General features: G+C 40.3%; 19 protein-coding genes. 8 read left to right on the top strand and 11 right to left on the bottom strand.

Annotated elements, in window-relative coordinates:
• Positions 1-88: 88 nt before the first annotated feature.
• Positions 89-2596 (top strand): putative bifunctional diguanylate cyclase/phosphodiesterase, encoded by a 2508-nt coding sequence (locus D9T12_RS00320; protein WP_130536305.1) that lies wholly within the window; start codon positions 89-91, stop codon positions 2594-2596.
• 40 nt (positions 2597-2636) lie between these two features.
• Complete coding sequence (nhaA, locus tag D9T12_RS00315; protein WP_130536304.1) at positions 2637-4019, top strand: Na+/H+ antiporter NhaA; 1383 nt, start codon at positions 2637-2639, stop codon at positions 4017-4019.
• A gap of 166 nt (positions 4020-4185) precedes the next feature.
• On the opposite strand, the gene D9T12_RS00310 is transcribed toward nhaA, so the two are convergent.
• Both D9T12_RS00310 and D9T12_RS00305 read right to left on the bottom strand, forming a co-directional pair.
• Positions 4186-5013 (bottom strand): MlaA family lipoprotein, encoded by an 828-nt coding sequence (locus D9T12_RS00310; RefSeq protein ID WP_130536303.1) that lies wholly within the window; start codon positions 5011-5013, stop codon positions 4186-4188.
• Positions 5014-5048: 35 nt separating this feature from the next.
• Positions 5049-5975 (bottom strand): hydrogen peroxide-inducible genes activator, encoded by a 927-nt coding sequence (locus D9T12_RS00305; protein ID WP_130536302.1) that lies wholly within the window; start codon positions 5973-5975, stop codon positions 5049-5051.
• A 395-nt stretch (positions 5976-6370) separates the two neighbouring features.
• On the opposite strand from D9T12_RS00305, the gene D9T12_RS00300 reads away from it, so the two are divergent.
• On the top strand, positions 6371-6952 hold the full coding sequence (locus D9T12_RS00300) for a nitroreductase family protein (RefSeq protein WP_130536301.1): 582 nt from the start codon (positions 6371-6373) through the stop codon (positions 6950-6952).
• Between the two features lie 87 nt (positions 6953-7039).
• On the opposite strand, the gene D9T12_RS00295 is transcribed toward D9T12_RS00300, so the two are convergent.
• The 4 genes from D9T12_RS00295 to D9T12_RS00280 form a co-directional block, all read right to left on the bottom strand.
• Positions 7040-8683, bottom strand: a complete 1644-nt coding sequence (locus D9T12_RS00295; protein WP_130536300.1) for an acetolactate synthase large subunit — start codon at positions 8681-8683, stop codon at positions 7040-7042.
• A 145-nt stretch (positions 8684-8828) separates the two neighbouring features.
• Positions 8829-9452: a thiol:disulfide interchange protein DsbA/DsbL gene (locus D9T12_RS00290; RefSeq protein ID WP_130536299.1), complete on the bottom strand. Its 624-nt coding sequence runs from the start codon at positions 9450-9452 to the stop codon at positions 8829-8831.
• Positions 9453-9477: 25 nt separating this feature from the next.
• A complete protein-coding gene (gene ccsB, locus D9T12_RS00285) occupies positions 9478-10656 on the bottom strand; it encodes a c-type cytochrome biogenesis protein CcsB (protein WP_130536298.1) in 1179 nt (392 codons plus the stop codon).
• A 14-nt stretch (positions 10657-10670) separates the two neighbouring features.
• The gene (locus D9T12_RS00280) at positions 10671-12677 is read right to left on the bottom strand and encodes a cytochrome c biogenesis protein ResB (protein WP_240693197.1); all 2007 of its coding nucleotides are present in this window, start codon (positions 12675-12677) and stop codon (positions 10671-10673) included.
• Between the two features lie 185 nt (positions 12678-12862).
• On the opposite strand from D9T12_RS00280, the gene yihA reads away from it, so the two are divergent.
• On the top strand, positions 12863-13561 hold the full coding sequence (gene yihA, locus D9T12_RS00275) for a ribosome biogenesis GTP-binding protein YihA/YsxC (RefSeq protein WP_130536297.1): 699 nt from the start codon (positions 12863-12865) through the stop codon (positions 13559-13561).
• Between the two features lie 231 nt (positions 13562-13792).
• On the opposite strand, the gene D9T12_RS00270 is transcribed toward yihA, so the two are convergent.
• From D9T12_RS00270 to polA, 3 genes are all read right to left on the bottom strand, one after another.
• Positions 13793-16432, bottom strand: coding sequence for a methyl-accepting chemotaxis protein (locus tag D9T12_RS00270; RefSeq protein WP_130536296.1), 2640 nt, complete (start codon positions 16430-16432; stop codon positions 13793-13795).
• Between the two features lie 437 nt (positions 16433-16869).
• Positions 16870-19107: a HAMP domain-containing methyl-accepting chemotaxis protein gene (locus tag D9T12_RS00265; protein WP_130536295.1), complete on the bottom strand. Its 2238-nt coding sequence runs from the start codon at positions 19105-19107 to the stop codon at positions 16870-16872.
• A gap of 132 nt (positions 19108-19239) precedes the next feature.
• Positions 19240-22074: a DNA polymerase I gene (gene polA / locus D9T12_RS00260; RefSeq protein ID WP_130536294.1), complete on the bottom strand. Its 2835-nt coding sequence runs from the start codon at positions 22072-22074 to the stop codon at positions 19240-19242.
• 59 nt (positions 22075-22133) lie between these two features.
• Between polA and D9T12_RS00255 the strand changes: the two genes are divergently transcribed.
• Both D9T12_RS00255 and tsaC read left to right on the top strand, forming a co-directional pair.
• Complete coding sequence (locus D9T12_RS00255) at positions 22134-23084, top strand: homoserine kinase (protein WP_130536293.1); 951 nt, start codon at positions 22134-22136, stop codon at positions 23082-23084.
• Between the two features lie 26 nt (positions 23085-23110).
• Entirely contained in the window at positions 23111-23668 is a 558-nt protein-coding gene (tsaC, locus tag D9T12_RS00250; RefSeq protein WP_130536292.1) for an L-threonylcarbamoyladenylate synthase type 1 TsaC, read from the top strand.
• Positions 23669-23698: 30 nt separating this feature from the next.
• Here tsaC and D9T12_RS00245 read toward each other — a convergent pair whose 3' ends face one another.
• On the bottom strand, positions 23699-24511 hold the full coding sequence (locus tag D9T12_RS00245; RefSeq protein WP_130536291.1) for a M48 family metallopeptidase: 813 nt from the start codon (positions 24509-24511) through the stop codon (positions 23699-23701).
• Between the two features lie 19 nt (positions 24512-24530).
• The gene (locus D9T12_RS00240) at positions 24531-25286 is read right to left on the bottom strand and encodes a DUF4197 domain-containing protein (protein WP_130536290.1); all 756 of its coding nucleotides are present in this window, start codon (positions 25284-25286) and stop codon (positions 24531-24533) included.
• Positions 25287-25469: 183 nt separating this feature from the next.
• On the opposite strand from D9T12_RS00240, the gene hemF reads away from it, so the two are divergent.
• Positions 25470-26420, top strand: a complete 951-nt coding sequence (gene hemF / locus D9T12_RS00235; RefSeq protein ID WP_130536289.1) for an oxygen-dependent coproporphyrinogen oxidase — start codon at positions 25470-25472, stop codon at positions 26418-26420.
• A 3-nt stretch (positions 26421-26423) separates the two neighbouring features.
• The gene (locus D9T12_RS00230; RefSeq protein ID WP_130536288.1) at positions 26424-26810 is read left to right on the top strand and encodes an RNA-binding S4 domain-containing protein; all 387 of its coding nucleotides are present in this window, start codon (positions 26424-26426) and stop codon (positions 26808-26810) included.
• Positions 26811-26841: the final 31 nt, after the last annotated feature.

Raw genomic sequence — 26841 nt, 5'->3', positions numbered from 1 at the left:
GCTCAATTAAATAAAATTTGTTTGTATTTTTGCCAATTTATCTTAGGATGAAGTCAACTCACTCAAAAATTCATTAAAATTTGTCTTCATGGTTCCAATCTACAAAACCCCGCCCAGCTTGCGAAAAAGATATTTAAAAACAACTTTATTTATAGGTTTAATTGTTGTTTTTATCATTGCAATCAGCTACCTCAATATACTTTCAACGAAGCAGGCTGTCACAAACGCCTATCAAGGCGTTTTAGAAGAGCAATCGAAAATTGATGAAACTAGAAATAACCTACTGAGTATTAATAAAGATATTAATCTATTTCTTTTAGATCCAATTAATGAGGATTTGCTCCATAAAATTGATACCAACACAAACTCTTCCATCAACTTACTCAAAATATTACTTAAATCTGAACACGAGTTTCATATCCCTTTAACTCAAAAAGTTCTGCCATTACTTGAAAAATTCAAATCTCTCAACATCGAAGTAAAGCGCCTAGTCGAGTACCGAAAAGATATTAATAAGCAATATCCAGCGATGGATATTTCTGCGAATGAGATGGAAATTCAGCAAGATAAAATTAATTCTGGATTTGAAATTCTGAAACGCGAAATCGAATCAGAAAGTTTAACCCCTACTTCAGAACAACTCTATCCAGAGCTAATAAAAACCCATCTGAATTGGATAAAAGCGATTTCACAAACCCGTATTTATATGACAAATCGTTTGGCAAGTTTTTCAATTGAAATACTCAAAGATCAAGGAAAAAGCCTGAATGATTTTCATGATATTTTTATGCAAAGCCTGAAAAAACTTAAAAAACTCTATCAAAACGAAGATAGCTTTGAAGCAGAAGAAATTTTAAACAGTATTGAAAAACTGAGTCAAAAATGGCTTGATAATTTTTTAATCATGCGAGAAATTTCAGAACACGGAGAATGGCGAAGTGACACCATGATTATGAAAAATAGAATTTTTCCAGTCATGAAAACCATCACTCTTGATTTGAATCTTTTGGAAACCACTCTGCGCACTGAAAAACAGAATATTGATCATCAATTACAAAAAAGCGACACCTTTTTTTACTACCTAATTTTTGGGTTAATCACACTTCTTTTTCTATTTATCGGTTTTATTCTCATCTCATTGGATTGGATGGTTTTTTCCCCTATTCGTCAAATTTCTCAAGCGTTAAAATCCAAAGCAATTGATATTTCTAGCCCTGAAATTGGTGCAGCGAAAACATTGGAAATAGCTAATCTACTTGATGCCTACCAGCAAATGGATCAGGAGGTTACTGAAAGACAAAAAGCGCTGGAACATCAAGCTATGCATGACCATTTAACAGGACTACCTAACCGTTTTGCATTGAGTCAGCGATTGGAATATCAATTGCTTTCTGGCGACAGAGAAAATGGCCAATTTATTCTGTGTTTTATGGATTTGGATTACTTCAAAGAAATCAATGACACTCTTGGACATTCTGCGGGTGATCAATTGCTAATTAAAGTTTCAAACCGAATTCAAAGCTTAATTCGCAAATCAGATACCTTGGCACGATTAGGTGGCGATGAATTTGCCTTGCTACTGCCTAAAACAGATCCTGATAATGCAAAACAATTGGTGCGTAAAATCATAGAGAGTTTAGAACAACCTTTTATCGTTGATAACGAATCGATTAATGTGGGATTGAGCATTGGCATGGCGGTTTATCCTAAAGACAGCCAAAATGCCGAAAATCTCTTGCAATATGCAGATATGGCAATGTATGCAGCCAAACGCCAGCGAGCCAGTTTTAGTTTTTACGACTCAAACGAAAATATTTACAGTAAAGAGCGTATGTTGCTTACACAAGATTTGGTAAATGCAATCGAAGCAGAGCAACTCGAAGCCTATTATCAGCCGAAAATTGAGCTCAAAAACCAAAAAATAGTTGCCTGTGAAGCCTTATTGCGCTGGAACCACCCTACTCTTGGATTTATTTCACCAGAAAAAGTCATTGATGCAGCAGAACGCATCGGAGTTATTCATAAACTGACCCTACAAATTTTAAATAAGGCAATTTCTGAGTGTGCCCAGTGGCATAAACAAGGCTATAAGATATCGGTTGCAGTTAATCTGTCTGTCACTGATTTGGCCAATGAAGAACTGAGTTTTGAAATCAAAAACTTACTCGACCAAAATAAACTCGAATACCGATATCTTATTCTGGAAATCACTGAGAGCGTGATGATGGAAAACCTGAATTTATCGCTGATCCAGCTAAATCAACTGAATCAATTGGGAATAAAAATATCAATCGATGATTTTGGAACTGGTTTTTCATCACTTGCTTATTTAAAACGTCTGCCAGTCAACGAACTTAAAATTGATAAGTCCTTTATCCAAGAAATCAATCAAGACCAGAATGATTTAGCGATTGTTCACTCCACTATTGATTTAGGGCACAACCTAGGATTAACCGTTACAGCAGAAGGGGTTGAAAACGAACAGACCATTGAAATTCTTAATGAACTAAATTGCGATTTAGTTCAGGGTTATTTTATTAGCCGGCCGGTAGATTCTGACTCTTTTAGAATTTTTCTACGAGAATCAGTAAAATAGCAGATAAGATAATTTTATCGGCTATAACAGGAACTCATTTATGCATAACCCCTTTTCAAACCACGACTTTCATTTAAAGTCGCCTTGGGAACAACCGTTTAAAAAAGTTGTGACCCCTTTCCAATCATTCTTGCATCATCAAATGACTACCGGTGCAATTTTGATTTTAATGACGCTGTTAGCACTGTTTCTAGCAAATAGTGATGCCTATGCTGAAGCCTATAAGCATTTTTTTCATACCTATTTTGGTTTTAGCTTTGGGGAAACTAATGTCAAATTAACGCTCCATCACTGGATCAACGATGCCTTAATGGCAATTTTCTTCTTTTTGGTCGGTTTAGAAATTAAGCGCGAAATCTTAGTTGGCGAATTATCAGACCCGAAAAATGCAATTTTGCCTATTGGAGCGGCAGTCGGGGGAATGGTTTTCCCAGCACTGTTTTATGTGTATTTCACTTATGGCACCGAAGCAGTCAATGGTTGGGGAATTCCGATGGCAACCGACATTGCTTTTGCTATCAGTGCCTTAGTCATTTTAGGTAAACGTGTGCCACCAGCTTTAGTGACCTTCCTAGTTGCTTTGGCAATTGTCGATGATTTGGGTGCCGTAACAGTCATTGCATTGTTCTATACAGCCGAAATCAATACAACTGCCCTCTTAATTGCTTTTGCACTGTTTGGGGTTTTAATTGCCATGAACCGTGCAGGTGTTTATCGCGTTCTGCCTTATGTGGTTATCGGGGTTCTAATGTGGTCTGCAATGCTGTCATCAGGTGTTCATGCGACCATAGCAGGGATTTTGACCGCATTGGCGATTCCAACACGTCCAAAATTTAATCCACGCTTTTTCTCTGCGCATATTGATGACTTAGTGGCGCGTTACAAAAAAACCGATCAATCACATCCAAATTATCAACTTTGTGAACAACAAGAAGGTCTATTGACGCAAATGGAATCGAGCGTGAAACAAGTTCAGCCACCGTCGATTCGTTTAGAAAACAGTCTTCACCTTCCGGTTGGAATTTTCATTATTCCAATATTTGCACTTGCAAATGCCGGTGTGGCGATTAACTGGTCGGAAATGGGCACGATTGTAATGGAACCAGTTGCTTCTGGAGTGATCAGCGGATTAGTTCTTGGAAAACTGATTGGTGTCTTTGGAGTGGCATGGTTAATGATTAAACTAGGGATTGCCAGACTACCAAGTGGCGCATCAATGAATCAGTTGTTTGGAACCGCATTTTTAGCGGGGATTGGTTTTACCATGTCAATTTTCATTGCTGAACTGGCTTGGACAAATCCAGGAATGATGCTGGTAGAAGCTAAAACCGGTATTTTAGTCGCTTCGTTAATGGCCGCAATCATTGGTTTAGTATGGCTAAGATTTATCGCCAAACCAGCTCCTGATTACAAACCAGAGTAAACCAAGGCAAATCAAAAGTTATCAGGTTCTAAAAAAGTAAACGCTCCTTTTCTCAATGAGATTGGAGCGTTTTTTGTTAGCTTTTTTACTATTGGTACTTTCTTTTCTACTTACATTTTTGACCGGCCGGTTATATTTTGGCCATTAAAAAATCTGCCAGACTTAACTATTCAAAAAAATCATCTTCGATTTTAGGCATTGGTGGCTTCCCATTGTAAATCGCATTCACTCTATTCTGAATGTAGGCTTCACGCGCAAATAAGTACGGATCAATTTGATTTTCCAAGGTCGAAATTAAAGGTTCTGCCCTGTTATAACTGACGACTCCATCAGCCATAAAAACCTTAGCTTTTTCATTAAATTCATCATCCAAAGCATAAGTGCTTTCCAAGCCATTTTGATAATAGATTGGATCAACACTACTTTCCACTTTTCCAAAAATATCTCGTGTGGTAGTTGGCCCTAGAAACGGGACTACAACATAATTTGCTTCATTCCAAACACCCCAAACATAAAGCGTTTGTCCAAAGTCTTCATCTTTATCGTTAAGCCCAGCTTCAGTGGCAATATCTAAAATTCCAAGTAAGCCAAAAGTGCTATTGATGGAAAATCTCATTAGCGTGCTCAGGCCATCTTCCACATTACCTTGCAAAAAGCTGTTAAGCATTGATAAAGGTTGCCCAAGGTTATTCAGAAAATTTTCACCAGCGGTCCGAATAGGGCTTGGAATGGAACGATAACCTTTGATCAAAGGTTTACCGACTGAGTCATGAAAACTCAAATTGAAATCCAACATACGACGATTAAATGACTCATAGGGGTCATTAGAGCTGATTGCAGAGGACTTCTTAAAGTTTTCTGGGTAGACAACTTCTAAACTGTCAAAGTCGAATGAAGGGCTGTTGTGTTTCGATTCTGCCAAGACGGTCATGTGGGGGGCAAGTAATCCAACACTCAATGTGGCTGTTAATAGATTTTTCTGCATGGATAACATGAATAAAAAGGTCCTAAAATTTCATTTCTGCCATTTTATTTAATTGGGTTCGTACAAGGCAAGTTTATTTTGGATAAGGCTTGATTAAATAATTCTAAAACTTCTGTTCTTGGAAACGTTTTTCTCCAAGCCAAAGCCACAACACGACTGGAACTTTGATCTTCTTTAAGCTCTTTAATTTTAAACAACCCTTTGTCTCTGTCAGACAGAGATGAACATGGAAAAACAGAAATTCCAACGCCTGAAGATACCATGTAACGAATCGTTTCCAAAGAGCTGCCTTCAAAGGTTTTTTGAAGACGGTCGCTGTGGTGATTCAAGTGCATAAAATTAGGATACGATTCTAAAACTTGATCTCTAAAACAATGTCCTGCACCAAGAAGTAGAACTGTTTCCTTTTCCATTTCTTTTAAACTCAAAGGTTTATCGACGTCCGCTAGTGGATGCGTATTTGGCACAATCACTTTAAAAGGTTCGCTGTAAAGTGGTTGAGTTTCAATATTATTTTCTTCAAAAGGCAAAGAAAGGATCACAAGATCGAGTTCACCTGAATGCAGTTTTTCGACTAAGACACTCGTAAAATTTTCTTCAATGATCAGAGGAATATTAGGAGCGACTTTTTGAAATTCCGGCAGAAGTCGTGGAAGCAAATAAGGGCCAATTGTATAGATTGCACCAATCCGTAATTGCGACGATAAATCTCCTTGAGATTCTTTAGCAAGGGTTTTGATGTCATCTGCTTTTTCAAGTATTTCTTCTGCAAGGGCAATAACTTTTTTGCCAATAGGCGTCACAATCAAATCTTGTTTGCGTCTTTCAAAAATGGTGATGTCTAATTCTTCTTCGAGTTTCTTTACAGCCACACTGAGCGTTGGTTGACTAACAAAGCAGGTTTCTGAAGCTTTACGAAAGTGCTTTTCCTTGGCAACCGCAACAATATACTTCAATTCACTTAATGTCATTTATTTACCTTTCGTTTTCAATTTGTGAGTAATTCACAGGCTGTTAAAGAATATATCTTTTATATAGTTTACTTTGTTTTTATTACTCTTGTTGTGTACAACTTTTGTAGATAAATAAGAATAAATTTCATATATCAATAAGTTAACTTGTGAATAAGCTTGGTAACAACCCTAGTTAAAAGCCCTGTGGATAGATGTGGGTGTTTTGGGGATAAAATTTTGATTATTGTAAAATTTGGTATTTATCCACAAAACAACACACTTTATCCAAAGGGCTTAGATGAAAACTATTAATTTTTGAGTATTTTGCCATGATTTGTTTGTTGTATCCGGTATTCTTTGAGGAAAGATTTAAAGAAACGTAAAGAACTAAAAATAAAGGTCAAAAAATCATTATGAATGCGTTTGAATTACTGACATTAATTAAATCTCGTCGAACTTGTTATCAATTTTCTGACCGGCCGGTAGAGTTTGCAGAGTTAGACAATTGTTTAGAGGCAGCTATTTGGGCTCCGAATCATAAGTTGACGCAACCTTGGCGGTTTTGGGTGGTTTCTGAAGCGCAACAGAAAGCTTTGGCTGAAACTTATGCAAAGTTAAGAGCTGAGAGCCGGGCAGAGCCAAATTCAGAAAACTATCAGATGATCTATGATGCAGCGGTGGAAAAGTTTTTAAAGATTCCCAAAATGGTATTGGTTGGTCAAGTTTTAGCGGATGACGAATTGGTTAGAAAAGAAGATTATGCTGCCTGCAGTTGTGCGATTCAAAACTTCCAGTTAATGGCTTGGCAGATGGGAATGGGAGTCCAGTGGAGTACTGGGCCGATTATCAAAGATAACCACACATACCAGCAAATTAATGCAGATTCACAACAGATCGAGCTTATTGGTGTTTTGTATATGGGGCATTTAAAAGGGGATTGCTCAACCCAAAATGGCAAGCGTAAGCCATTATCGGAAGTGGTGTTTGGGTTGTAAATGAATGTTTAATGCTGAATAGTTTATTGGGAATGCGGTGCATTCTATTTAACATTCAGCATACAAATTACTCATTACTCATTAAGTTTAGTCTTCAATCTCTGAAAGCACATTCCCAAGCAGTTCAGTGAGACGATCATTTTCTGAATAATCGACAGGGCAGTCAATGACGGTTACGGTCGGTGTTTTTAAAGCAGTTTTCAAAGCCGGTAATAACTCTTTTGCTGCATTGATTCTAATGCCTTCAGCGCCAAATGATTTTGCATAGGCAACAAAATCAGGGTTTTTAAAATCAATGTAAGCAGGGCGTCCATAGCGGCGCTGCTGTTTCCATTCAATCAATCCGTATTGACTGTCGTTCCAAATAAGAATGACAAACGGTGTATTGTTACGCAGGGCGGTTTCGATTTCTTGGGAGTTCATCATAAATCCTGCATCCCCTGTGACCGCAACGACAGCTTTTTCTGGAAAGGCGAGTTTAGCCGCGACACCGCCTGGGACCGCAATCCCCATGCCGGCAAAGCCATTAGAAATAATACAAGTATTAGCCTGATCGCATCGGAACATTCGTGCCATCCACATTTTGTGTGCACCGACGTCACTAATGGCGATATCTTCAGAGTTCATTGCGGTACGTAGATCCCAAATAATCTTTTGTGGAAGCATTGGCCAAGCATCACTTTTGGAACAACGGTTCATTTCGTTAATCATGGATTGACGCAATGTGAAGTCGATATTTGATTTGGTGATAGGTTTTTCAATCGCTTCACCCAGAGAGCGCAAGTTAGCACCGATATTGCCAATCAGTTCCAAATTAGGAATATAGCTACTGTCGACTTCGGCTTTTTTACTGTCGATGTGAATAATCGTATGAGAGCGATTAGGATTCCAGAGGTGAGGGTGGTATTCAACCATGTCAAAACCAACACAGATGATTAAATCGGCTTTTTCAAAGCCGCCGTTTTCATAATCACCTTTTTGTAGGCCAGCCGTTCCCATAGCCATATCGTTGTAAAAAGGAATCACACCTTTGGCCATAAAGGTATTTACGACCGGAATTTTGTGGCGTTCAACAAAGGTAATAATGTCGTCACTGGCGCACGAGCGAACGGCACCGTTACCAACCAGTATGAGTGGGTTTTCAGCTTCCTGAACCATTATTGCTGCTTCTTTGATAAGACTGCGATCGGCGAAAGTGGCACGATTCACACTGACTGGAAGAGGCGTTTCATTAATGTCCATTTCACAGATATTTTCAGGGAAATCAATAAAAGTCGCGCCAGGTTTTTCTGCCTCTGCGAGTTTAAAAGCCTTACGCACGACTTCAGGAATAATTTCTGGTTCAAGAATTTGAGTGGAATATTTGGTAATGGGCTTGAACATACTGACCAAGTCAACGACCTGATGGGATTCTTTGTGCATACGTGTTGTGGCAGCTTGACCGGCAATCGCGACCAGAGGTGCGTTATCCATATTCGCATCGGCTACTCCTGTGACAAGGTTGGTCGCACCAGGCCCTAGCGTGGACATACAAACGCCTGAACGGCCGGTTAGACGTCCATAGACATCTGCCATAAAAGCCGCACCTTGTTCATGGCGTGTTGTAATAAACTCAATGTCTGAATCGAGTAGAGCGTCCATGATTTCCAAGTTTTCCTCACCTGGAATTCCAAAAATATATTCGACACCTTCGTTTTCAAGACAGTTTACAAACAGTTCTGAGGCTTTCATAAGATCCCTTTAATTTACCGGCCGGTAGGCTTTTGAATGGCTTTATTATGCCAGAAGCATATTGAGGCTGAGCCTCAAAAAGCAAAAAACCCCTCAATGGGGTTTTTGAATGATTTGATAGTCATTTAAGTTATAGATAGAAAAGTTATTTTTGAATCAACTCGTCCACCACAGTCCACATCTCTTTCTTGCCTTTGGCCATTGGTACATCGGTGAGATATTTGCCATTTATAATGATGGCTGGAACCCCTTCGACTTCATATTGGCGCGTCAGTTTCGCTGCTTTTTTGATATCGCCATCCACCACAAAACTTTTGAACATATCTAAGAAGTCTTTTTCTTCTACTCCAAAGCGAGTAAAGAATTTGGCTAGAGCTTCTGGAGTGAAGACATCGGTTTTATCACGATGAATCGCGTGGAAAAAGTCGCTGTGTGATTTTTCTAAAACACCTAAACGTTTTGCGGTGAAAAACACGCGAGCCATGTAAATCCAATTTGGGTGATTAAAGACAACTGGCATTCGTTCAAATTGGACATTTTCCGGCTTGGTTTTCAACCATTCATGAATACTTGGTTCCAAGTGATAGCAGTGAGGGCAGGTATAACCAAAAACTTCAATGACTGTTTTTTTACCTTCAGTATCCACTGGTTTTTTCAGTGTTTTGTATTGAACGCCATCAATCAATTCAAACTCAGCGGCTTGCGCTAGGTTTGAAGTTCCAACTAAAGAAGTTGCTGCAAGAGTTGATAAAAACAGTCGTCGATTCATATCTAAAATCCTTTTTGGTTATGAATTACAGCTCACCGTATGAATGAAGTCCTGATAAGAACATGTTCACACCCAAGAAAGCAAAAGTGGTAATGAATAGACCGATAAATGCCCACCAAGCCATCGGTGTCCCACGCCAGCCTTTAGACATGCGAATATGCAACCAAGCGGCGTAGTTCAACCAAACGATCAAAGCCCAAGTTTCTTTTGGATCCCATGACCAGTAGCCACCCCAAGCTTCAGCTGCCCACATCGCACCTAGAACGGTTGCGATAGTGAAAAATGCAAACCCAAGAGCGATGACTTTATACATGATGTCATCCATGATTTCCAAGCTCGGCATACGCGCAGCGAAAGTACTTTCAGGATTTTTTTTCAATGAACGTTCTGTGAACAGGTAGGCAACGGCAACCATTGCAGCAATCGCAAACCCACCATAACCGACAAAGTTCGCAGGAACGTGAATTTTCATCCAGTAAGATTTCAAGGCAGGAACCAATGGTTGAATTTCATGAGCGCCACGATCAAAGTGATACCACAACAAGAATGCAACCGCCGCACTGATGACCAGCATTACGTAGCCACCTAATGCTCTAGTTTTATATTTTTGCTCATAGTACAAATACATTAAACCGGTCATGACAATAAACAAAATGAATACTTCATACAGTGATGAAACAGGAATGTGTCCGTAGTCGAAGTTAATGATGTAAGACTCACGCCAGCGAACCATCATGCCGACAAAACCAAATACCATCGCTGCCCAAACCATTGTAGTGGCTGTTTTTGCAGTAAACTCTGACTTGTTAAATAAGGCAAAGAAGTAGGTCGCGGTCGCTAGTACAAGAAGAGCGCTCATCCACATAGTCGCGGATTCACTGGAGACCAAGAACTTCAAGAAGAAAGCGGTATCTTTGGCTTCAAATACATTACCGTGATTGTGATACGACCAGAGCGCGAGTATGGTCAAGGCACTCACCCAATAAGTGAAAGGGCGCATGCTTGGCCAGAAGCGTCCAAGCCAGATCCATGAAATTGCGGTACCTATCAAAATACCAATTTCATAGATATCCATTAAAGTGCCGTAAGTGACATAAGAGTAAACACTGACTAGCGTGATAAAAATGGCCCAAACAATTTCTTTAAAAGTTATGGGCTGTTTTTGCGACTCTTCGAGTTGTTGCATATAGGTTTCAGTTTGCATAGTCGTTACCTTTCTTAAGCCTTGTTTGCAAAATCACGAATTTGATCTGCGATTTTTTCCATTTCGACTTTCGTCTCTGGAAGGTTTTTATTGTCTTTGGCAGCGATGTTTAAATCGACACCCGAAGAACTTGGTTGAATGTTGATCCATACACGTCTTTGACGAACATAGAACATAAAGAAGACCCCAATTATAAGTAAAGTACTTCCGAAATAAACAATGTCTTTTCCAGGGGATTTAGTAATTTGAAGACCCGTTGCTTGGATTTCTTTAAAGCCTGCCAACTCAACAAACATGGGTGGCCCATAAATAGAGAACCCAGTAATCGCGGTTAATGCATCTTCAAACCACTGTTTATCGAAAGGTGTAATTTCCGCGTTTAAATCATCAATAATGCCTTCTTTACGCAGCAATTCGAGATAGATGCTTTGTAGGGCAAATGTCGTCTGTGCAAAGTAATATTCTGAGACTTTTGTCTGTTCTTCTTTTGGCACATTTTTCAATATAAAGTCTTCGATCCCTTGGAAACCGGTTTGACGGAAAAGGGTCAAGAGTTTTTCAGTTAAATCGAGCTGCATAGCATAGGTTCGATCATCCATCCCTGGGGCTTGCGGGTAAAGTGAACGAATCAAATTCATATTTTGAGTGCTTTGATTCAACATGGCTGTTAACTTGAAAAAACGTTCTTTAGAGCGTTTTTCATCAGCAGGAATAAACAGATATCGGAATGGCTCTGCAGCAGATTCACGCACACCTGTCATAAAGAAATCGCGCCCATCTTGATGATTCGCCATTAAGTAGTTTTCGTATTCCCAAGCTTTACCTTGTTCATTACGAACCTTGAAAATTACCGTTGGGCCATTATTGTGGAATTTTCGGCCGGTCTCAGCTTGTTCTTCATCACTCAAAGGCACCATGTTAAAGGCGCGGAAGTCATTCAACTCTAGACGAAATTTACCCATAGGGGTTTTTAAAGGCTCAACTTTGTTTACCGTAGATTCGAGCTCAAGCGGGTTCACAATCGGTGATAATAATGGATGCACTTTTAGTTTGAGTTCAGTACCACCATCACCAAATGATGACTGATAAATCGCATAGTTTTCGTAATAAAGAGGTTTGTTCACTTCAATGGTTTTACGAATCGGTTCTTCCTGACCGGGAATGTAAAGCTCTAATTCACTTTGGTAGTTTTTCGGCATCCCTGTGTCGTAATAATCGATATGGAAGTCTTTGTTTACAATCGTGAAAGGAAGTTTTTGGACTAGGTAACCATTTTCATATGGCAAGAACAAAATATCGGATTTTGATCCTTCAGGAATGTTAACGGTTCCTCGGAATGAGAGGTTCTCTGGGCCAACCCATGCGGTTTGAGGAACTTCATCTAAACTCACTGAGCGTGTTTCAGGCACTAAAGTACCAGTCATTTCGCGGTACTTTAGTAAAAAGTTGGAATCGAGCAGACCCCCGAAACAGATAATAATAATCGAGATATGAGTAAAGAAATAGCCTAAACGGTTCCAAGCACCTTTTAAACCAGCAACTGTCACGGAGCCATCAGTGTGTTGATGGGTTTTAACTTTATAACCGTGGTGTTTCAGAAGTGCGGCCGAATGTGTAAGGTGTTCGTCTTTGGCAATGTGAGTGCTAAACGCAACATTGTATTTTTGGTGTTTAATGGCATTGGCCGTCAGCTTTTCGCTGAACTGTTTCATATCTTTCATGAAACCTGGAGTGTTGCGAACCACGCAAACACTGGTTGAAATCAGCAAAAAGATTAAGACTAAAATAAACCATGCTGCGCCGTAAACATGGAAAAGTCCTAAACTGTTGAATACATCGGTCCAGAAAGGTCCAAACTTAATAATATAGTCTTGGAAAGCCTGATTTTGCTGTAAAACGGTACCAATGACTGAAGCAATCGAGAGCATCATCAGCAAGGTAACGGCAAGATTCATCGAGCCAAGAAAGTTTAAAAAAGGACTCGGCTTTTTAACTTTGGTTGCAGTACTTGAGTTGTTCATAAGGTTTCTTTTTCTTTAGCGCCCGGATTATTTAAAAAACCTAGAGATTTACTTGGTTTTTAAGTTATTGATTTTTAACGGAAAATTAAATTTATTGACTGCGTTTAGCGGACGTATTTCCCAAAAAATAGGGTAAAGTATATACTTAGCCACAAAATTGATAAAGTATTAAAAGACCATTAACTATGCAACATCCTCTTTACCAACGTGCAACATATCTTAAAAGTGTTCCAACCTTAAACCTTTGCCCAGAAGAATTTGAATTCGAAGTGGCATTTGCCGGCCGGTCAAATGCAGGTAAATCGAGTGCTTTGAACACAATCACCTCACAAAAATCGCTTGCCAGAACCAGTAAAACTCCTGGGAGAACACAACTGATTAATTTTTTTCCTGTGGATGAAATTCGTTCTTTGGTGGATTTACCGGGTTATGGTTTTGCAAAAGTGAATGTCAAAATCAAAAAAGCTTGGGAAGCAGGGTTGAGTGAATACATTGAAAAGCGTCCTCAGTTGAAAGGGATTGTTTTGTTAATGGATTCTCGAATGCCGCCCACGGAGATTGATTTAGTGATGTTGGAATGGACTCAACAAATTGGATTGCCAGTTCATATACTTTTGACGAAGTCTGACAAACTGAAAAAAGGGCCGGCGAAAGCCAGTTTACATGCAATCGAAAAGCTTATTCAGGAAGAGTATCCGCACGCATCTGTGCAACTATTTTCATCATTGAATAAACAAGGGTTGCTCGAGGTTTGGAAAAAATTGGATGATTGGATGGATTATGAAGCGAAGCTGATTGAAGAAAAACCGCATCAGCGTCATCAAGCGGAGAAAGGCACGAAGCTTGGTAAGAAAAAGAAGAAAACCAATATTCGTACTTTCTAAAAAAGTGTTTAAAGGTTTACCGGCCGGTAACAAATGAATTCTTACCGGCCGGTAGTTTAGGGAACCTCTGGTTGAATCAAATTAATTTTTCGGCTCTTCGCCGAGTTCTTCGTTTCTCGGCTTACCCTTTCAGCGCCGAGTTCTTCGTTTGACAGTTCAAGACATGAAGTTGTCGCATTGCAAAACTTTCCTTGCTTTCCTTAAGTATTTCCTACAAGGATATCGCTGGTTTTATGCTGAGCGAAGTTGCGGAATTGATTGTGAATTAGGTGTTGCTTGTTGCATCAGTTCTGAGGTTAAAGCACTGTTCAAGGCGGCAAGTGCCTTGTCTAAGTCATCCGTGATATTCACAAACTGGTCCAGAATCGCATCTTTCGTTTTTAAGTCTTCCAAACTATGTTGATCGGCTTGATTCAAAATTTCCATGGCAGATTTCACCAATTCATGTTGGCGAACATGTAATTGACGTACTTTTTGGTATTCATTCATTTGTTGCATTTGTGGAAATTGATTCAAAAGCGTTGCTAAGCTTTTTCCAACAAAACAGCTTTCCGGGTTGACAGCCTGATTGACATCCATCTCTATCGGGATACCGTTTAGATAGGTTTGAATACTGGTTCGCCAAACTCGCATATTCTGACGTACATCGGCCATTTTAACTCCGAAAAGATCCGGTGAATCCTGAATTAAATCAATCGCTTTATGTTCATCAATGAGGAATTTAGCCGTTTCAGTATTGAGTAAGACGGCTTGTTCTTTTAAAGAGTGTGATGCCGCGGAAGATTGGTCAACCAGAGAGGCGTTGTTTTGAATATTTGTGTCTAATTCATTAAGTGCTTGAGCAATTTCACTAACGGTATTTTGTTGTTGTTCTATTGAACCAAGCACCGTTTTCATTGCATTGCTGATATTGTTGACTCTTTGATCGACGATTTCAAAAGCCTCATTGGTTTCTTGCACCTTTTCAACACCTTGATTCACTTTAAGAACTGAATCATTAATCAAGACTTTAATGTCTTGTGCCGCTCCGGCAGATTTCTGCGCCAGAGTTCTTACTTCACCTGCTACGACAGCAAAACCACGACCATGTTCACCGGCTCTTGCTGCTTCGACTGCAGCATTCAGTGCGAGTAGATTGGTTTGAAACGCGATACCGTCGATTATTGAAATAATATTGGAAATCTGTTCGGAGGTTTTTTGAATTTCTTGAATGGAATCCACAGTTGCTTTTAAGGAAGCTTTTGCCTTTTTATTTTCTTGCATGGTTTGTAGTGCGGAGTCATTAACATTGGTTAATTCACGTGTGTTTTCCATTTGCAGGTGACTCATATTTTGCATGGCAGAGTTAACTTGTTCAATTGCGGCAGCAGCTTGTTGTGTCCGGTCAGATAAGTCGTTTGCAGCTTCATAAGATTCATCCGCGGCGATTTGTACGGTTCCTGCCGCCTTTTTAATATACATAATGATTGAGCTGAGGTTGTCTAAAGATACGTTTGTTGCACCTTTCATGGCAGCAAGAGAGCCTTGTAAATCTTTATCAATACGACCTCGAACATCACCTATCGCTAATTTGGTCATAACATGAACCATATTTTCGATGATTGCGTGCAGTTCTGAGAGGAGAGAATTAACGTTATTCGAGGTGTCGAGATAAAAACCGCTTAGGTTTCGGGTATCAATATGCAAATCGGTATGACCAATAGAAGCCATTTTCAATGTAGATTCCAATTCACGCTCAATGACTCTTTGTTGTGTCATATCTTTCCATTCCAGAACAGAACCAAGGCGAGTGCCTTCATCGTCTTGAACTGGAATTATAGAGAGTTCGATATTTAGATCGCAAATCGTCTCTTGTGAAGTCTTTGCTTGAGAGAGATCGGAGAAGAATTCGCTATGACAAACAGTCGCTAAGTTTTGACCGATGAGGGTCTCGACGGAAAAATTTTCAAACGCAGATTGAATTTTTGTATGGTTTTTTTGAAAAAATTCTTCCATTTGATGATTTAGGTAAATCACTTTTCCGGATTGATTCACCATCATAATATTGCTTGAAGCACTGTCCAGTGCCGACTTTAAACGCATGCTTGAGTTGAGTTTGGTCTGTGAATCATCATACATGGCACCTAATTGCACTTGCATCATTTTAACGGCGGATACCAATTTTCCTAAGGAGTGATTTCCACGGAAATTTACTTGTCCTGAGAAGTCACCTTCACGCATTTTATCAATGACTTTTTTGGCACTACCTAAGCGGTTAAAGGCATATTTTTTACCGGCCCATGTATAGAAAAAGAAAAAGGCACTGATAAATATGACCAGTTCAGTAGGGAGTTGAATAAGTCCTGATTGGATAGATGTAGCAAGTATTCCCATGAGACCAATCATGGTTAACATCAGATTAATCGGGTGAATTTTATCGAATATACATAATTTTTGCAGACTGCTTAATGGGTAGCCGTTATCCAGACGTTTCTTACCGGATTTGATTTGTTGGTAGAGGTTTTCAGCTTGGTTTTTGGTTGCATTGTCGATAGCTGTTCTAACGGATAAATAACCAATGATCTTACCGTTTTCATACATAGGGGTAATATTTGCTTGAACCCAATAATAACGGCCATCTTTTCGACGGTTTTTAACGATTTGTACCCACGGTTTATCACTTTTAAGTGTTGACCAAAGATCTTTAAAAACAGCTTTGGGTACATCTGGATGACGAACAATACTTTGTGGTTGGCCAATCAATTCTTCTTTTGAATAGCCGCTCGCATGGATAAAGGCCTCATTCACACCGGTAATGGTTCCATGAAGATCAGTTTTACTGACGATAGTTCCGAATTTGGAAATATCAAATTCTTGATGAGTGGATTCCATTCTTGCCCTCGCTTCTCGTTTTTATCCGTTGTCGATATCTAACCGATGTGAATAATTTGAAAGGAATAATCTTGTCTAAAAGATAAGTAGTCGACTAAGTAGAGTGATTCTGAATAAAATTTAATCAGCAATCTTTGTGCCTAAGAGTTTTCTAGAAAAGTTCATTTTTATATTGATTAAAGTGTCTCAAATTTTAACCTTAAGAAGACTTTGGTGCAGAATGGAGAATAAAAGTGTTTTGTTTTGAAACAAAAGATTAGACAATGTAAAAAAATGTTAGTTTTTGTCTTTTTAAGAAGAATAAGTCATTAAACGACAAGAGCTTACCGGCCGGTATTTATCCTTTATTGAGTAAGTTTCTATGAGTAAGAGTAAAGTTTAAAAGGATAAAAAAACCGGCTTTATGCCGGTTTTCAATGGTGAATGAGTGGAGTTTTTTAAAACTCATCCCACTCTTCGTTGTTTTGGCTTGGTGTTGAAGGTTTTGCCGTTTCTACTGATGGTTTAGGGACAGGTTTAGATGCGGGCTTTTGTACAGGTTTTGACTCGATTTTAGGAGCAGGGCGAACGATTGGAGTTGAGGCTCGACTTTGATTTGTCTGATTGACTTGCGCATTACCAGTATTAAAGAAATTCATTTCATTATTCAGGTTTTGCGCCTGCTCACTTAGGCTTTCAGAAGCAGCACTGGTTTCCTCAACCAAAGCGGCGTTTTGCTGAGTGACTTTATCAATTTCCGTAATCGCTTTATGCACTTGATTGACACCTTCAGCTTGCTCAACCGATGCCTGTGCAATTTGCTCAATCATATGGGAAACTTTTTCAATCGAATCAGTCATGGTATTTAAAGTTTCACCAGACTCGGATGCCAATTTGGTTCCTTCATCGATTCGAGTGACGCTTTCATTAATTAAAGAAGTAATATCTTTTGCTGCGTCAGCTGATTTCTGTGCCAGGGCGCGAACTTCACCAGCGACTACCGCAAATCCTCGACCATGCTCACCAGCTCTTGCAGCTTCAACCGCCGCATTAAGTGCCAATAGGTTGGTTTGGAAGGCAATTCCGTCAATTAGGCTGACAATATCGGAAATTTTATGGCTGGATTCCTGAATTTGGTTCATGGCAGTAATGGTTTGCGCCATGATTTCTTGACCCTGTTGAGCTTGTTGCTGCATATCTTGAGCAACGACTGTCGCTTGTTTAGAGTTTTCGGTATTATTTTGTACCGTAGAATTCATCTCATCCATGGTAGCAGATGTTTCTTCCAAGGCCGCTGCTTGTTCCTGAACACGTTGGCTTAAATCCAAAGCTCCTCGCGAGACTTCATCTGAAGCAGTATGGACAACATTAGAGGCATTCAATGCTTTGGAAACGACTTCGGTAAGTTTTTGTGCTGAGCCGTTAATCACCTCTTTAAGGACACTTAATTCGCCTTCATAGTGGTTGGTAATTTTTGTCGTAAGGTCTCCGTCTGCTTGAGCAGTTACGACTCGACGAATATCCTGAACGGCTGTTTCTAAAGAATCCATAGAACCATTGATATTGATTTTCAATTGTTCTAATTGGCCGTGTGCCTGAGTTTGGATTCGTTTATCAAATTCACCCTGATTCATATGGCTCATAACATCATTGATTTGAGTGACTACTTGGTCAATGGTTGAAAGAGCTTTTTCGACTTGTTGACGGAAGGCTTCTGGAACCTGAGGATCCATTTTGGCATCAAACCGGCCATCTTGAAGCGCTTGCATAATTTTTCCAAGCTCATCCATCATAAAGGAAACACTTTTGGCTGAAGCATTTACTCCTTCTTTAAGTTGGTTTAAATCTCCAACATAATTTCCATTCATGCGTTGGCTAAAGTCTGATTGCGCAATTGCACCCACCACTTGATTCGCTTCTTTAATTGCCTGCGTTGTATTGTTCAGTAGTTGATTAAAAGCACTGGCAGCAACCCCGACTTCATCCATGCGTGTAATCGTAACTCGTTGGCTAAAGTCGCCTGATTGCATGACAGTTTGGGAGGTTTCAACTAATTCATTCAATGGGCGTGAAATGGCGCGAACAGTGACAAGAACAAACCATGAAATAAAAACAAAAGAAAGAATAATTGCCACAATTGAAAGAGTCATCAATGTCTGATAGCTTTCGGAGCTTTCTTGATTGATTTCTTGAGCAACATCTAACTGCAAATTGATAAGTTGGGAGATAGCATCGGAAATGGGATCAATCACTGGATAGAGTTTTTCAATACTAAATTTTTCAATTTCTTGTGCATTTTGCGCTCTGACAAGTGTGAGCAACTCATCAATAGCTTGATTCGCAGGATACATCAATTTTTCAGCTTGCTTGGCTAGTTGAGCTTCTTTTTCTGTCAAAGTCGTAGCCATATAAGCTTTCCAAATCTCGTTAATCTCTTTTTGAGCATTTACGATATTGTTTTGCGCTTCTTGCCAAGAGATATTCCCATTTCGTAGTTTGTGGTTAGTATCCACAATGTTAACTGCATAAGAATCACTTATGTTTTTCAAGTCTTTGAGAGGAACAATTCTGTCCTCGTAAAGAAGGTGTAGATTATGATCAAAGCGGCTGATTTGGCTTAAACCAACAAAAATAGCAAGAAGCAAAAAGCCGAAGAGAACCGCAGACAGCGTTAAAATTCGATTACGGATAGACATTTTCCCACTCCAAAATTATTATTTTTATGTGTGATTGATATTTTATGGTGGCAGAAGATACCACACTCTATGCCACTTTAATATTACGCGTAAGTGACGACAAAGCGTTATTTGAATTTTTAGTGGATCCCATTAATGCGCTTGATCCCAGTTATCTCCTGTACCCATTTCAACAATGAGTGGCACTTTCAGTTCAAGGGCAGATTCCATTAAACGTTTAATATCTGTTTTAGCCGACTCTAAATCACTTTCGGCGACTTCAAATACTAATTCATCGTGTACTTGCATCAGCATTTGAATATCTAGAGTGGTTTGATCAAGCCAGTCTCCGATATTGACCATAGCTGTTTTGATAATATCTGCTGCTGTGCCTTGCATCGGCGCATTAATGGCGGTGCGTTCAGCATATTGTCTAAGCTGGCCGTTGCGAGCATTGATGTCTGGCAAATATAAACGGCGTCCCATCAAGGTTTCTACAAAACCGTGTTCTTTGGCATTCGCTTTGGTGGATTCCATGTAATCGAGCACACCCGGATAACGGGAGAAGTAGAGGTTGATATATTCCTGCGCTTCATTACGTCCCACATTCAGTTGCTTGGCCAAACCAAATGCAGACATGCCATAAATCAAACCAAAGTTAACCGCTTTGGCACTCCGGCGTTGTTCGGTTGTTACTTCATCGAGCGGCATGTCAAAAATTTCCGCAGCAGTGGCTTGGTGAATGTCTTTACCTTGAGAAAAAGCGTTCAAAAGCCCTTCATCACCCGATAGGTGCGCCATGATTCTTAATTCGATTTGTGAATAATCGGCCGCGAGTAGTTTATAACCTGGGCGAGCAATAAAAGCTTGGCGAATTTTTCGACCTTCTTCACTTCGAATTGGAATATTCTGTAAATTTGGCTCGGTCGAAGATAACCGGCCGGTAGAGGCGACTGCTTGCTGATAAGAGGTATGAACTCGCCCAGTTTCAGGGTGAATCTGTTTGGGTAAAGAATCTGTATAGGTTGATTTTAATTTAGCCAAGCTTCGGTATTCTAAAATTAAGTTTGGCATTTCATGACCATCTTCAGCTAGTTGTACTAAAACCGGTTCGGCCGTTGAAGGTGCGCCTTTAGGGGTTTTTTTAATGACCGGCAAATCTAGATTTTCAAAAAGAATGGTCTGTAGCTGCTTCGAAGAGTTTAAATTGAATTTTTCACCGGCGATGGCATAGGCTTCTTGTTCTAATTGACCTAACTTTTCGCTGATTTTTTTACTTTGTACGGCCAACATATCGGTGTCTAGCAAAACGCCATTACGTTCGATTTTCGCTAAAACCGGCATGAGTGGCATTTCAATATTCTGAAACAACTGGCCGAGTCTAGGTTCTGCTTCGAGTTGTGGCCAAATGGCTTGGTGCAGTCGCAAGGTAATATCAGCATCTTCTGCAGCATAATGTGCAGCCTTTTCAATTTCTATTTGGTTAAAGGTGAGTTGTTTTTTACCTTTACCCGCAATTTCTTCAAAGTGTGTGGTGCGATAATTCAGATAATTTAATGCTAAATCATCCATGTTGTGGCGCGTGGCAACACTGTTCAAACAGTAGGATTCAAGCATGGTATCGAACGCCATGCCTTGCATCTCGATGTCATAATTTTTCAGAACATGCCAGTCATATTTCAAATTTTGACCGCATTTAAAGACATTTGGGTTTTCTAGGATGGGTTTGAGTTTGGCTAGAACATCATTGCGATTCAATTGTTCTGGCGCTCCTTCATAATCATGCGCAACAGGAATATAACAGGCTTGGTTGCCATCTTCTGTGGCGACAGCTAGACAGATACCGACTACTTCAGCTTGCATGCTATTCAGTGAGGTTGTTTCGGTATCAATGGCAAACAGTTTGGCGTTTTGAATTTTTTCTAGCCATTGGCTAAACGCATCTTCTGTAAAAACAGTCTCATAATCCGTTTTAGCAGGGGTTTCACCGGCCGGTATTGTTTCATTCGGTTCAGTCTGCTGAGTCGAAAAGGTGTTTTCACTGCCTTTCTTTTGCAGAGTTTGGCTGTGAGCCTTCGCGCCTGATTTTTTAGTAAAAGGGGCTTCGCCTTTCATCACAGTATTGAGCCAATTACGAAGTTCATACTCGCTGAACAGTTCTTGTAATTTTTCCAAATCAGGAGGAGTTCTCTGAATCGAGTTAAGGTTGACCGGAAGATCGCAGTCAAGTCGAATAGTCGTCAATTGTCGTGAAAGTTCGAGTTGTTCAAGGTTATTGCGAAGATTTTCGCCAATCTTGCCCCCAATCATATCGGCATTGGCAATCAAATTATCGATATTTCCATGGGCGTTTAACCATTTCACTGCCGTTTTAGGACCGCACTTTGGAATGCCTGGGATGTTATCTGATGAGTCACCCATTAAGGCGAGATAGTCAATAATTTGATCAGGGCGAACACCAAACTTTTCAACAACGGCCTCAGGCGTCATAAGCGTGTCGTTCATGGTATTGATTAGTGTGACGTGCTCATCGACCAGTTGCGCCATATCTTTATCACCGGTTGAAATCAGCGTGTCATGCTTAGCTAAAGTGGCTTGGTGTGCAAGGGTTCCCATGACATCATCCGCTTCGACACCTTCAATGACGATTAATGGCAGTCCAAGTGCTTTGACAATTTCATGGATAGGTTTAATTTGCGTTCTGAGTTCGTCCGGCATTGGAGGGCGGTGGGCTTTATACTCTGAATACATTTCGTGACGAAAGGTAGGGCCTTTTGCATCAAAGATAACCGCCATTTTTTCCGGCTGATATTGCTCAATGAGCTTGCCCAGCATATTTATGACGCCAAAAATGGCTCCAGTCGCTTGTCCTTTTGAGTTACTGAGTGGTGGCATGGCATGGAAAGCTCGGAATAGATAGGAAGATCCATCCACTAAAATAAATGGACTATTTGGGTTGATTGGCAAAAGTGAATTGTGGTCAGTCATAAAAATGCTCTTATGGTAAAATCTGCGCCACATTTTAGCGAATAACGAGAATTTACTCTATGTCTGTCTACACCGTCGTCGATGCAAATGATCTGAACGAGTTTTTGCAAAATTATGATGTGGGAACTTTAGCCTCTTTTGAAGGCATTAGCGCGGGAATCGAAAACACTAACTATTTTGTGAATACCGAACACAATGGTATTCAAAAGCAGTTTGTTTTAACGATTTTCGAGCATCATAGTTTTGATGAGTTGCCTTATTTTTTAAATATCATGGCATTTATGGCGGAGCATCAAATTCCAACCGCTCATCCTGTTGCGACTAGATCCAATGACTATCTTCAGCCTTTGAAAAGCAAACCAGCAGCTCTAGTGGCACGTTTAACCGGCTCAGGTGTGGAAACACCATCGGTAACACAGTGTACTGTGATGGGTGAAAGTCTTGCGAAGTTTCATTTGGCCGGTGCTGATTTTAGTGAACATCGAGCCAATGATCGTGATTTGTCTTGGATGAAAAACACGTTTGAGTTGATTGCGAGTCATCTTCCTGAAGATGAACAAATTTTGATTCAAGAAGAGCTTAATTTTCAGTCTCAAGTTGATTGGAAACATTTACCGGCCGGTGTGATTCATGCAGACCTGTTCTGTGACAATGCGCTATTTGATGGTGATGAATTATCTGGAATCATTGACTTATATTACGCCTGCAATTCAGTCTTCTTATATGACTTAGCGGTGATGGTGAATGATTGGTGTCGTGCACAAACTGAAAACGTGGATCAGATTTCTTTTGATGCTAATAAAGTCGAGACGATGTTGCAGGCTTATCAGCTCATTCGCCCGTTAACTTCAGAAGAACAAGCTGCTTGGCCAGCGGCATTGCGCTTAGCGGCTTTACGCTTTTTCTTATCGCGATTAAAAGACAAACATATTCCTCGCGAAGGTGAAATGACACAAATAAAAGATCCGAATGTTTTTAAAACCATTCTTAAAATACATCAACTGCATTGATTGGTTATCAAAAGAGTTAAATCCGAATGAGTAAGGAGCAGCCTAGTTCAATTGAAAATGCGGTTCAACAACTTCGCTTAGGGAATATTATTGGATACCCAACCGAAGCGGTTTATGGTTTAGGTTGTGACCCTTTCAATGAACAAGCGTTTGAGAAATTGCTTCACGTGAAACACCGGCCGGTCGAAAAAGGGGTGATTTTAGCGGCTGCTTCAATTGAACAAATCGAAGACTTGGTTTGTATATGTGGTGAATCGTGGGAACAACAAGTTAGAGATTCTTGGCCAGGTCCGGTGACTTGGGTATTACCTGTGAGACAATCGATGCCAAAATGGGTTACAGGAGGACGTGAGACCTTAGCGGTTCGTGTTTCGAGTCATCCAACTGTAAAGGCGTTATGCGAAGCCTTTAATGGACCAATTGTTTCGACCAGTGCTAACCCAAGTGGTAAAGAACCAGCGCGCAGTTATGCTGAGGTTAAAAACTATTTCGGTAATCGTTTTGATTGCATTGATGCGCCTTTAGGAGAATTATCCGAACCGACCCAGATTTGGGATGCGCAAACCAGAAAGCGTTTGCGCTAGTCTTATCCAAAGAAATTTAAGTAAAGAAACTTATTTTTTTGTTTGTAAATAAAGTGGATAGACACGTTTAGCATAGACATTTAAGTCTTTAATTCGGTTCTCATGCGCTGGGTGAGTGCTTAAAAACTCCATGGGTTGTCCGCCACCGCTTTGTTTTTGCATTTTTTCCCAGAGCGTCACCGCTGCATAAGGATCATATCCGGCACGAGCAGCGAGTTCGACACCCATTCGATCCGCTTCTACTTCATGCGTTCGACTATTTGGAAGTGTTAAGGTGACTTGCATGGCAAGCGCTGCGGCTCCTAAATACTTTTCTTCCACTCCTGCAAGTGCGCCGAGCGCTACCAAACCTAGGTTTTGAACCATTTGATTTGATGCGCGTTCGCGCGAGTGTTCTCGTAATGCATGCGCCATTTCATGGCCCATGATTGCGGCAATTTCAGCATCGGTGAGTTGAAGTTTTTCAATAATTCCGGTGTAAAAAGCAATCTTGCCGCCTGGCATACACCAAGCGTTGAGTTCATCAGACTTCAACACATTCACTTCCCAGTTCCATTTGGGTGCATCCGGCCGAAATATGGCTGTTTGAGGAATTAATCGATCAGCAATTGCCCTAACACGTTTGGTTAATACTGGATCGGTGTTCAGCTGTTTATTTTGCTTGGCTTCATTTAAAACGCCTGCATACGCTTGAGCGCCCCCTTGCATCATTTCTTGTTCTGAAACCAATAACAGCTGTTTGCGCTCAATCCCGACATCGCCACTTTTTGTGGATTGGCTGACACACGCATTTAAACTCAAAACACTCAGGCTTAACAGGGTGATTTTAATCAAACGTTTCATAAATAATATTCCTAAGTTATTATTTTGAAAAGACTTTTTTGAGTAGGTCGCTACCGTACTTTAAAGGTTCTTGACGTATTTTACTTTCTTCTTGACCCAAGTAATAAAACATTCCTTCAAGTGTTTTATCCATTACATGCGATTGTAAGTTTGCTTTAACGTCTGGTAAAAAAGGGTATTGTTGTCGATAACTCTGGGTTAGAGCTTCGTAAGCACTGACGGCTCCTACGCTCTTTAATTTGTTGTCGATAATGGGTGCTATCTTTTCTTTCAATGCGGGAGTGGTGGTTTTTTTAAGATATTCTGTCGCAGAATTATCAGAGCCTTTATAAAGCTGTTGAACATCTTCAAAGCTCATGCTCTTAATGGCTTCTAAAAAAATCGCTTTGGTTTCGGGCAAAGCTTCTTCAGCTGCATGGTTTAAGGTTAGTTCCAATTCATCTGCATAGGCACCCATGCCAAATTTTGTCAGTCCAGATTGAATGGTTTTCAATGAACTCGGTAAAGGAATATGAATTTTTGGGTTTAGGTTAAACCCGTTTTCAACACCAATTGAATCAATGACTGTTTTAGAGCCAATCGATAAGGCTTCTCTGAAAGCACTTTCGATATCGGTATTTCCAAAAACAGAGCTGTTTGCAGCGACAGGTGATGAAGAGTCAGTTTGAGTAGTGGATTCTTTCAACACCTCTAAGCCTTTTTCCCACCAGTTGGCATAGGCGTGTGAGCTGAAAGTCAAAGTTGTTATGAGACTCATTAAAACCAGTTTTTGCATATCAGCTCCTTAAATATTCCAGCAATGACTGCGCCTTAGATTGTTAACGGCACATTTAGCAAATGCGTTTAAAACAGTCATAATACGAAATTTTCGCAAGCTTAAATCAATTTTTGAATCCTAAATCTACGGATTAAATTTGATAAAATGCGTTTTTTCAAAGTAATTCAGGTGATGAATAAAATGAGCCACTTAGAAAACGCGGTAAACGTTGAAGCAGTCAAACAGTATTTATTGTCTTTGCAAGATGACATTTGTGCCCAATTAGCACAGGAAGATGGTTCAAAAGACTTTATTGTCGATGAGTGGGAGCGTGAAAAAGCTGAAGGTGTCATGCAGTTGACTGGTGGTGGTCGAACGCGAGTCATGGAAGGTGGCGAGATTATTGAAAAAGGTGGCGTGAACTTTTCCCATGTAAAAGGTAAAAAACTGCCGCCATCAGCAACTGCTAACCGTCCAGAATTAGCCGGCCGGTCATTTCAGGCGCTAGGTGTGTCCTTAGTGATTCATCCACGCAACCCTTATATTCCAACCTCGCATGCCAATGTTCGTCTATTTGTTGCTGAAAAAGAAGGTGAAGAACCGGTTTGGTGGTTTGGTGGCGGTTTCGATTTAACGCCTTATTATCCATTTGAAGAAGACATTATTCACTGGCATCAAGAGTCTAAAAATGCTTGTGAGCCGTTTGGTGAAGACATTTATCCAAAGTATAAAAAATGGTGCGATGAGTACTTTTTCTTAAAACACCGCAATGAAACACGTGGGGTTGGCGGACTGTTTTATGATGACTTAAACGCAGAAACTTATGGTTGGGATTTTGAAAAGTGCTTTGCGTTTATGCAATCGGTCGGGGATCACTACATTAAAGCATACCGCCCCATTGTTGCTAAACGAAAAGCGATGGAATATGGTGAGCGCCAGAAAGATTTCCAATTGTATCGCCGTGGACGTTATGCAGAGTTTAACTTAGCGTTTGACCGTGGCACTATTTTTGGCCTACAAACCGGTGGTCGAACAGAATCTATCTTGATGTCGATGCCGCCAGAAGTGACTTGGAAATATGGTTATCAGCCTGAACCAGGCACGGAAGAGGCAAAAATCTACGATTATCTGGCGCCAAAAGAGTGGGTATAGGTTTTGGGAGAAAAATCAGAATTAACAAAGCTGAGAGTCGATAAGTGGCTTTGGGCGGCTAGGTTTTTTAAGACGCGTGGGGTGGCGTTGGATGCCATTAAAGGTGGCAAAATCGAACTCAACGGTCATAAACCAAAGCCCAGCAAAACCTTGATGGTTGGCGATAAACTGAAAATTACGCAAGTGCATCGTCAAGTCGAAGTGACGGTTTTGGTGATTTCTGACAAACGCGGTTCGGCTGAAATGGCACAAGCCTTATATCAACTCGATTCTGAAGTATTAAATCAGCGCAAACCCTCGCCAGATATGGCATTGGTTGGCTATCGTGAAAAAGGTGCTGGCAGGCCAACCAAACGCGACCGCCGAAAAATCGAGAAATGGACGTCTTAATAAACCTTTCTTAACTTCTGTTGAATTGGTA

Source organism: Thiomicrorhabdus indica, assembly GCF_004293625.1.
GTDB lineage: Bacteria > Pseudomonadota > Gammaproteobacteria > Thiomicrospirales > Thiomicrospiraceae > Thiomicrorhabdus > Thiomicrorhabdus indica.
The sequence above is the reverse complement of the archived record's forward strand: the minus strand, read 5'-3'. Positions and strand labels throughout refer to the sequence as shown.